General features: G+C 52.6%; 5 protein-coding genes. All 5 read right to left on the bottom strand.

Annotated elements, in window-relative coordinates; all coding sequences use genetic code 11:
- Positions 1–174: 174 nt before the first annotated feature.
- The 5 genes from FYJ35_RS14955 to pheS all read right to left on the bottom strand — a co-directional run bounded on the left by FYJ35_RS14955 (position 175) and on the right by pheS (position 8,868).
- Entirely contained in the window at positions 175–2,523 is a 2,349-nt protein-coding gene (locus tag FYJ35_RS14955) for a Cna B-type domain-containing protein (protein ID WP_154523400.1), read from the bottom strand.
- Positions 2,520–2,843, bottom strand: a complete 324-nt coding sequence (locus FYJ35_RS03765) for a hypothetical protein (protein WP_154523403.1) — start codon at positions 2,841–2,843, stop codon at positions 2,520–2,522. Before FYJ35_RS03765 ends, FYJ35_RS14955 begins: the two co-directional genes overlap by 4 nt.
- Positions 2,844–3,119: 276 nt before the next feature.
- Entirely contained in the window at positions 3,120–5,066 is a 1,947-nt protein-coding gene (locus FYJ35_RS14375) for a ribonuclease E domain-containing protein (protein ID WP_205839699.1), read from the bottom strand.
- Between the two features lie 260 nt (positions 5,067–5,326).
- Complete coding sequence (pheT, locus tag FYJ35_RS03775; protein ID WP_154523406.1) at positions 5,327–7,747, bottom strand: phenylalanine--tRNA ligase subunit beta; 2,421 nt, start codon at positions 7,745–7,747, stop codon at positions 5,327–5,329.
- Between the two features lie 77 nt (positions 7,748–7,824).
- Complete coding sequence (pheS, locus tag FYJ35_RS03780; protein ID WP_154523409.1) at positions 7,825–8,868, bottom strand: phenylalanine--tRNA ligase subunit alpha; 1,044 nt, start codon at positions 8,866–8,868, stop codon at positions 7,825–7,827.
- Between the last annotated feature and the right edge of the window lie 5 nt (positions 8,869–8,873).

Raw genomic sequence — 8,873 nt, forward strand, 5'->3', positions numbered from 1 at the left:
CTCTTCTGCCAGTAGCCGTTCAATGATCTTTACTTTTTCTATCGGATCAATTTTGCTTTTCCTAGACATAGAAATACCCCCAAGTAGGTTTTATATTTCATTGTCCTACTTGGGGGTAGCATATCACATATAGCGGTGCTCCGGTTTTTTATGGCATTTTCCTCTGCTTCCCGATTATGCTTTATTTCTGCGGTGTTTCATCCCTAACAGAATGAGTAATGCTGCCATGGATAACGCACTCAGTAGTCCATACAGCTCAAGCGCCGAGTTGTCCCCAGTCTTAGCCGATCCAGAACTGTTCGTGTTTGAACCGTTTGCCGCCGTACCTGCACCGCCGGACGTTTTTATACTGCTTTCCGTTGGATCTGTCTCGCTGGACGGCGTTGTAGTAGCTGTCTCTTTTTGTGTATTTGTCGGGTTTGTTTCGATGGTCGGTGTTGTGCCGGGCTGTACATTTTGCGTATTCGTCGGGTTTGTCTCGCTGGTTGACGTCGTATTACTCTTCACCTTGTGTGTATTTGTCAACGTTCCGCCATCTGCTACCATTTCTGCATCCGCCGTATACCCGCTCACACTGTCTTCCTTCACGCTGTAGGCAATCGCTGTGCCGCCAGCGTACTTCGGAAGACCGCTGTAGACGACTGTCCAGCTGTTGTCCCCGTTGTCCGTCACCGTCGGCTTGACATCCTTCACTTCCGTACTGCCGTTCATCAGATGAAGCTTTGATGCATAATCCGTTGTAGCCGGACGGAGCCCGTCCTGGTTATTATGATCCTCCCACTTCTTTTTGAAGGTGAGGTCTGTGTACTCATCCGTACGGGTGAGCGTAGCCGACACCGAAAGTTCATTCGTCTTGATCACAGCGCCAACCATGTTCTGGTAGCCCTTTCCGTCTGATGCGGAGCCGTTCTCCACTGGCTCATATACCTTCAGGTCCCCGTCCATCCACGGAACCTTTGCTGAAAGAGAAATCGTCGAACTCGATGCAGGGGAGGCGGAAACCAGTGAGAACTCTTCCCCGACCGTGACCTGTGTTCGGCCACTTTCTTCCGATACTCCGTCCGGAAGGGAGAGCGTAAACGGTGTAAGATATCCAGCCGGAGCCGACAGCTTCAGCGGGTCCGTGTGCCATTTCCCGTCCTCAGAACTATATCGGAAAGTGGTACCGCCCGACACAGTAAGGTCGCCAGAAGACGGCGCCTGCTTCAGAATCTTGTCATTTTCAGCGGTTTCCAGCAGCTTGGTAGTCAGAGCATCCTGCGCGACTTCCGTATTGTTCGGCACGCTGTTATTGAACATCAACGTCCAGATGGCGTTCGATGTGCTTTTGTACGCCTGTGATTCCGTGACATAGGAACCTCTGATATAAAGCTTTGAATATTCATCGATCGGCGAATCCGTGTTCACCATGCAGAACGCAGCTCTATAGAAGGGACGTGCTGTCAGCTGAGAATAAGGCACCCCAGAAGATGTGCTGCCGTTTGGATACAACTTCATTGACTCCTGAAAGAACTTCGCGAGAAGCGCCCTCTTTGACGCGTCATTGCGGTCAGCGTAGGTAAACGTATTGTTGCCAACGCTGTCCGGGAAGTCTGTGCGCAGATACGCCGGCGGATCCAGGAACTGGTTAAACTCACCTTCTGTCAGCGAGACAGCCTGACCTACGACCTGATAGAGTCCATAGCCATTGTACGGATATCCCGCGTAGAGAACATTCTCCACATTCTGAGCCAATGTTTCATTGTTCGGAATTTTGTTCGCCTTACAGAACTCCTCGATCGTGGTTTTCTTGTAATTCGGCACATTCGGAGTGTCCGGCGTCGAGTGCGGCCAATGAAGATCATTGTTCATGCAGAACAGAATGATCTTCGAATTGTCAGGCCCGGTCACTGAATGAATGGTGCCATCATAACCAATCTTCACTTCACTTTCTGCCTGTCTCCGGACCACAATCGCATGAATGGAGAATACATCCGATGTGATCGTTGCCGTTCCGGAATCGCTTTCCGCCGTCACTGTCTCACTTTCCGCGGTTTCATCCGACTCGCTGTCCAGATGCCAGGCACTGACCGTGTCCCCGGATTCAAGCTCCGGAAGCCCGATCTGAACCGCGATCTCCTTCTTCGGCTCGATCTGCTGTGTTCCGTCGTCAAGCCAGAAGTCGAAATCATAGGCGGCAACATCTTCTGCGGCCAGCTCAGGATCGTCCGCCGCCGTCCGAAGCGCATCCAGGATTTGATCCGGTTCGACTGCCTTCACGGTAACGTGGATTCCTTCCGGAAATGCTCCTTCCGGCGCGTCAATCTTTATGGAGGTTCCGTCATCTGCCACTGTTTCCAGCACCACAGCCGGATAGCTGCTCTCTGAAGAAGAAGTGCTGTCGTCTGCCTCGGAAGACGACTCATCCGTCCCGGATTCTGTCAAAGACTCGGTGTTCTTTCCTACGTTCCCAGACGCCTCTGTTCCTGGCTGGACGTTTTCCTCCGTGTTTTCCTTCGTGCTGTCCTCTGACGTATCCGTCACTGCCTGTACAGTTTCATCTGTGCTGTTCGTCGACGCATCAACTCCTGACTGTGTGTTTTCACCTGCACCGCTCGTCGATGCATCAGCTCCCGGCTGAACAGTTTCCTCTCCGCTGCTTCCTGTGCCACCTTCCTGACCTGAGGATGATCCAGCCTCCACGCCGGTTCCACCGTCTCACCGGGAGCAGAAGAACTGGCGTCAGACGCCTCCTGAACCGCTGGCGGCGTCATTTCCGCTGCCATCGCTCCCTGTGGTGCCAGGCTGAGCATCATCGCCATCGCCAGCGTCCATCCGGTCCAACATTTTCTCTTTTCAAACATACACTTTCTCCTCGTGGCGCCGGGTATTCCCGGCATTGCCCCTGAAGCCTGCGTGCTGTCCCACTTTCGTCCGGGAGCATGCAACATTCGGCCGGTGTTTTGTATCTTTATGTGTTTTAGACCGTATTATAGCGAAACTCAGAGGGTAAAACAATATTCAACCTTGCATCTGCAATTTTTATTTGTTGCTGAAAAAATATAAAATGCCGCTTACCAGTATTACATGATAAGCGGCATTCTGCGGATGTTCTGATATTCGGTGTTAATCCTTATCGTTTAATCGTGAAAACGACTGCTTTTCTTCTTTCCAAAATGAATCAAGCTTGTCACACATACACCGAAGGAGGCGATCATTGAAAGGAACCACAAGTAGAGATTGCTTGTGTCCCCTGTTGCGGGACTTTCGGGCATCTTGCTCTCTGTGACGACATTCTCCGGCTGATTCACCTTTTTGTGGGTAGTTGAGCGCTTCTTGACACTCGGTGTACTCGGTGTGTCCGGGGTGCTTGGCGTAGTCAGAGTGCTTACTGTATCCGAGGTACTTGACGTGCTCGGCGTGCTTGGCGCATTCGGGGTGTCCGGGGTGCTCGGCGTATCCGGGGTAGTTGGCGTATCCGGAGTGCTCGGTGTATCCGGGGTTTCCGGTTGATTCTTTGGCGTGGTTTCAGTAAACTGTGCGGTCAGCATTACATGATCGTCAGTTGCATTGACATCCTTACCGTCTGCATCCTGCATGGCACCCCATACGTAAGAGACATTGCCCTTGACGCGGTTATGCCCGACGTTGGCCTTCATGTAGCCGACTAACGTGCCGTCGATGGAGCCCTGCGTAGTGGTTGTCGTCTCCTTGTCGTTTTCTGTAGTCTTGCTGTTGCCCGTTGCAGAGTGGAACAGCACATCCTTGAGCACGAGGCTAATCTTCTTAGCTGAGGACGTGATGAGCTGCTTGAAATTGCCGAAGGTACTGGTGTCGTATGTGCTGCCGTATTCATCGTCGGTGTGGTTGAAGTTCTCCTTGACTCCATTCTCACCGTAAAGTACTTTGCTGGAGCCATCATAGGTCGTATTAAGCTCTTTCATGTGCGTCAGGTCGAGATCCATGAGAATTTTGACCTCATCCTTGGTGAATGTGGAGGTAGAGTAGTTGATCCGGAAAATCATCGGAGAACCATCAGCGGAAGACAGAATATAGTGCGCCTGGGCATCCTCCAAAGAGACAGGCACGTAGAACTCGCCGTTCAGGCCGTTTCCAAACTTGAAAGTCGAACGAAGACCTGTCTCTAAAAAATTCACATATACAGCCTTAGCTGCGTTTTCACCGCCATATGTATCACTCAACATACTTGCAGACTTTTCGATCGCCGTATGGATCGCCGATACGTCCAGGTCAGCCTTAACATCATGCTTCGAATCCTTCTCCACGTCGTGCGCAGCATCCTTGGCAGTGTCTCCCTCAATGGACATGTCTCCCTTCACGACGAGATCACCAGCCTTGACTTCTCCAAACTTGGTACCCTTAAAATCTTTAGACACATCACCAAGCGTCTTGACACTATTGGCATCTTCCGGTTTGATCGTGGCAGTACTGTCAGCGACAGGGAATTCCATCCCCCAGATGGTAGCATTAGCCTTATAAGAAATATCCGACCCCTGCTTGTCATCGTCTGAAACTTCTGTATTGACATTGTTCGGGGCAGTCGTTTTTGAATCTACTGCAGGTTCCTCAATACCATTTTGCGCTTCCTGCTGTGGAGCTTTCTGATCCTCCCCGGTATTATTCCCTGCCTCTTTTGACTGCTCACTGGAAAGCGTATCTTTTTCAGCAGGTTCAGAAGAATTACTGGCATCACTGGAATTACCGGAATTGCTGCTATCCACATCGGAGCTTGTTTTCGCACTTGATTCCGTATCGTTTGCGTCCGCATTTCCTGTGGAAAGATCTACCGCCTGCTGATTGGAAACGGGTTCACTTACAGGAGCTGTAGGTTGTTCACTGGAAGCAGGAGCTACAGGCTGCTCACTGGAAGCAGAAGCTGCAGGCTGTTCATTGGTAACAGGAGCTGCAGGCTGTTCCGCTGCCGCAGTGTCCACTTCAGCACTGATTTCGACTTGACTTGTCTCCGGTGCTGTTGTTTCTGCTGCCATCGCGATTGATGGGGCAGATAAGCTGGACGCAAGAATGACAGAGAGTGCTACTACCCCCCCCTTTTGCTTTTTTCTCATAAAAATCTCCCTTCCGCCGCCTTTAACAGGCGCCACAAAATAGTTTTCAAATACTAAAATGTATCCTTCATTTGAAATATTAATTATTATTAATTAATAGATTTGTCAAACGATTTTTATTTTATCATATGCTTATATTTCCTTCAAGTACTCTTCACTTTATTTATCCTTTTTATCCAACTTTACTGCACATAAAAAGACCGCTTATCCCGTATTGTGAACAGGATAAGCGGTCTTTCTATTCGATATGATGATGCGTATCAGGCTCTCAGATCAATATCAAGCATGAATTTCAGTTTTCTGAGGATCTTGTTCACCCAGCTGTCTACCATCTTGTCGGTCAGCTCCTCATCCGTCGGGCGGAAGGTGATCGTGAAAGCCATGCTCTTCTTGTCTGCCGCAATCTGCGCGCCTTCATAGACGTCGAACAGCTTCACATCCGCGATGTTCTTCACGGAGCCTTTGATGCAGTCCTCCACCTCGGCGCAGGTCACCTTCTTGTCCATGACGAGCGCAAGGTCACGCTTCTCATCCGGGAACTTCGAAAGCGGCGTAAACTTCGGTTTTCTTCCATAGTACTGCTCGAGCGACTGGAGATCCATTTCCAGGATGTAGGCCTTCTTCTGGAAGTTCAGCTCGCCGGCGACCTCGTAGCTGACGGTCCCGAGGTATCCGACCGTCTCCTCGCCAAGGCGGATGTCCGCGCACTGGTACGGATGAAGGAACGGCTTTTTGCCGGGCGCATAGTCAAAATGAAGCTGCAGGTTTTCCGCGACAACGTCTGCGATGCCCTTGATCGTGAAGAAGGACTCGCTGTCGCCCCAGACGCAGGCGCAGAGGGTGTCGCGCTCATCCGGATAATCTGCAAGCGGCAGGCTCTTCGGGATAAAGCGTTTTGCGACCTCGAATAGTCTCCCTTCTGTGTTTCCTGCCTTCTGGTTACGTGAGACGGCGCGCAGCATGGATGCCGCAAGCGTGGTCCGCATGATCGAGAGATCCTCGTTGATCGGATTCAGGATCGGGATCGCCTGCCGCCACGGATCATCCGCAGGCAGTCTCAGCAGATCGAGATCGGCCGGTGAGAAGAACGAGTAGTGCATCACCTCGTACATGCCCTCAGCGCAGAGTCTTCTCTTGAGGGAAAGCTCGGTCTTCTGCTTCACCGTCAGCCCGCCTGCCGTGACCTTTGCCGATGAAAGCAAGGTCGGCTTGATGTGGTCATAGCCGTACATCCGGATCATTTCCTCGGAAATGTCCGGGTAGTTCTCTATATCTGTACGGTATGCCGGAACCTGGAGCTTCAGGCTGTCACCGTCAATTTCCGGGGCAAAGTCGAGATTCTTCATGATCTGGAGAATCTCCTCATCTGGCACCCGGATGCCCAGGACGCCGTTCACCTTCTGGATGGAGACGGTCATCTCATGCGGTGTGACTGGATTGCCGGTATTGACATCCAGATGCGTGGATGATACCTTGCCGCAGCCAAGCTCCTCCACCAGATGGAGTGCCCTGTGCATCGCCATTTCCGTCGTATATTCATCGACGCCCTTCTCGTACTTCGCAGAAGCGTCCGTGCGCTTTCCGAGTGCTCTGGAGGTCTTGCGGATGTTGTCGCGCATGAACTTCGCCGACTCGAACACTACGCCCTTCGTCGTGTCGCGGATCTCGGAATTCAGCCCGCCCATGACACCTGCCAGGGCGACCGGACCCTCTCCATCGCAGATGCAAAGGTTGTTCTCGTTCATCTCGTAGTCCTGCTCATCGAGCGTCACGATGTGCTCACCCGCATGCGCACGGCGGACGACAATCTCGTTTCCGCGAAGGAAATCCTCGTCGAAGGCATGCATCGGCTGCCCCATTTCCAGAAGGACATAGTTCGTGATGTCCACGATATTGGAAATGGCGTTCATCCCGCACAGTGCCAGCCTGCGGCGCATCCAGGCCGGGGACGGACCGATCTTCACATCGTAGATGTAGTGCGACACATATCTCGGGCACAGATCCGGTGCCTCGACCGTGACCTTGAAGCCGTCCTTCTTCACATCTGTCTCATGGTAGTCGATGGCAGGCTTTTTCAGCGGCTTGTTCAGGACCGCCGCGACCTCACGGGCGATCCCGAAGATGCTCTGGCAGTCCGGGCGGTTCGCGGTGATCGAGATATCGAAGATCCAGTCGTCCAGACCGAGGATCGGCTTCACATCCGCGCCCGGCTCTGCATCGTCCGGCAGAACCAGCAGCCCGTTGTAGCCCGCGCCCGGATAGAAGTCTTCCCCGATGCCAAGCTCGGTTCCGGAGCAGAGCATTCCGTCAGACTCATAGCCGCGCAGCTTCCCCTTCTTGATGGTCGCCGTTCCCTTGATCGTCACATGATCCTTCTCGGTCTCATAGACCGTCGCGCCGACAAGCGCCAGCGGAAACTTTTTTCCTGCCTCAACGTTGTCCGCGCCGCAGCAGACCTGGAAGGTTCCCTTCTCACCTGCATTGACCGTCGTCAAATGAAGGTGCGTGCCCTCGATCGGCTCGCAGGTCTCAACCAGGCCGACCACAATGCCGGATATATCCTTCCCGACCTGATAAAGCTCCTCCACCTCAAACCCGCAGGAGAACAGCTTCTTCTGGAGCTCCTCGGGCGTCACATCGATCTCTACATATTCTTTCAGCCAGCTAAGTGGTGCAAGCATAATTCTGAATCTCCTTCTATCATTCCCAGTCTCATCCTTCGGCTGGTTTGCTGCTCTTGTTGGAATCCCACGTATGTTCAGTTATCATCGATCTGGCTGAGCACCCTGATGTCGGACTCGAACAGCTGCTTGATATTGTTGATGCCGTACTTCAGCATGGCTGTCCGCTCGATGCCGATTCCAAATGCAAGACCCGAGTACACATCCGGGTCAATGCCGCAGTTCTCAAGGACCTTCCGGTTGACAATTCCGGCGCCCAGCACCTCGATCCAGCCGGTGTGCTTGCAGAAATTGCAGCCCTTGCCGCCGCATTCAAAGCAGCTCACATCGACCTCCACGGACGGTTCCGTGAATGGGAAGTAAGAAGGTCTCAGACGCGTGCGGGTGTCATCCCCATAGATCTTTTTGACGAAGACATCCAGCATCCCCTGAAGATCGCCCAGCGTGATGCCCTTGTCGACGACAAGGCCCTCCATCTGGGAGAACATCGGAGAATGCGTCGCGTCATCGTCCGAGCGGAACACCTTACCGGGAGACAGAATCTTGATCGGCGGCTTCTGCTTCTCCATGACATGAATCTGTCCGGAGGACGTCTGTGTCCGGAGCAGGAATTCCGGAGACAGATAGAAGGTATCCTGCATGTCTCTCGCCGGATGATCCTTCGGTGTGTTCAGCGCCGTGAAGTTGTAATAATCATTCTCGATCTCGGAACCCTCGTAGATCGTGAAGCCCATCCCCGAGAAAACATCGATCAGCTGGTTCCGGACCTGCGTGACCGGATGCAGGCAGCCGACCTGTCTGTGCGTGGAAGGCAGCGTGATGTCAATCTTCTCGCTCTCATAGCGGGACTGAAGTTCCTTCTGCTTTATCTTCTCATCGAGCGAGTCGAAGTAATCGACGGCCCAGCTCTTGAGCTCGTTGACCTTCTTGCCGAAATCGGCCTTCTGCGCCGGCTCGATCTCCTTCATGTACTTCATGAGCTGGCCGATTCTGCCCGACTTCTCAAGAAATGACTTTCTCGTCTCATAGACAGCCCTTCTGTCCTGAAGGCCGTCTGCGCTGTTTTTGATCGCATCCCTGACCTCGGCAATCTTGCCGAGAAGCTGATTTAAATCTGCCATAACCT

Origin of the sequence: Porcincola intestinalis, assembly GCF_009696445.1 — a bacterium.
Lineage (GTDB): Bacteria > Bacillota > Clostridia > Lachnospirales > Lachnospiraceae > Porcincola > Porcincola intestinalis.

Coding starts and splice junctions, on each gene's coding strand:
- FYJ35_RS03765 (WP_154523403.1), bottom strand. CDS start 2,843: ATGTTTGAAAAGAGAAAATGTTGGACCGGATGGACGCTGGCGATGGCG.
- FYJ35_RS14375 (WP_205839699.1), bottom strand. CDS start 5,066: ATGAGAAAAAAGCAAAAGGGGGGGGTAGTAGCACTCTCTGTCATTCTT.
- pheT (WP_154523406.1), bottom strand. CDS start 7,747: ATGCTTGCACCACTTAGCTGGCTGAAAGAATATGTAGAGATCGATGTG.
- pheS (WP_154523409.1), bottom strand. CDS start 8,868: ATGGCAGATTTAAATCAGCTTCTCGGCAAGATTGCCGAGGTCAGGGAT.